Below are 826 nucleotides of genomic sequence, written 5' to 3' on the forward strand. Positions count from 1 at the left end.
CTGTTGCCTCCGCGTTAAACTTTTGTGGGCGTTCATGCGAGGCTGGCGTTACTTGACCAATCCGCCTAACCTTGACGTGCGTGCTCGCGCCGAGCTGTTGACGTAGCTCGTCGCCTCTCATTTGTCACCCGGCAGATGACGGGGAAGGGCAGTCGTCCGAGCACGTCGTCGAATCGACGAAAATCGGGCAGACTGTTTATGGCGGCGCCGACATTTTGCAGCGTGCGGTGCTCACTTAATAGTTTACGGAGATCCTCATGACCTTGGTCTCGCCGGTAAAAATCGCCTCCGTCATGGCGTTAACACCACTTCCGCGGTCGTTAGGCGAACTGGACGACCGGGTGCGTGGCGGGCTCCCCATGTCAGCCCTTCTGGCCGTTGTTGAGCGTATCGCGCGAACTCCGGGAGAGCACCGCAACCTCTTGGTTTGCATTGCTCCGGAGGCCAACTTCAAAGGCTGGCGAGAATGGTTGAGTCCGAATGAATCGGAGAAGGCCGGGCGTCTGGCGAGTATTTTCGCGATGTGCGAGTACGTGTGGGATTCTGAGACGGATGCGCGCGAATTTCTTGCTACTCCGCACGCACTGCTAGACGGCCGCACACCATTGGCCGTGTCGATGACCGAACTGGGTGCTCGACGCGTAGAGGAACTGCTCGGGAAACTGTTTTTCGGCATTCCATCGTGACTATCCCTTCCGCCGGGCTGTCTTGCTTGAGTCGCCCAGCTACTAGGAACAAAATTCTGCAAAAAGTGGGAACAATATTGTGCAAACCAACGAGCGCGAAAGAGGCATCAAATAATCCGGCATCTAAAATTTTACATAAT

The 826-nt window shown here is 55.8% G+C and carries 1 protein-coding gene; it reads left to right on the forward strand.

From position 1 onward, the window contains the following. Nucleotides 1–257 precede the first annotated feature (257 nt). Complete coding sequence (locus tag PQR67_RS38195) at nt 258–686, forward strand: Xre family toxin-antitoxin system antitoxin (RefSeq protein ID WP_408467954.1); 429 nt, start codon at nt 258–260, stop codon at nt 684–686. Nucleotides 687–826: the final 140 nt, after the last annotated feature.

It is taken from the genome of Paraburkholderia fungorum (genome assembly GCF_046026025.1).
Taxonomy (GTDB): Bacteria; Pseudomonadota; Gammaproteobacteria; order Burkholderiales; family Burkholderiaceae; genus Paraburkholderia; species Paraburkholderia fungorum_E.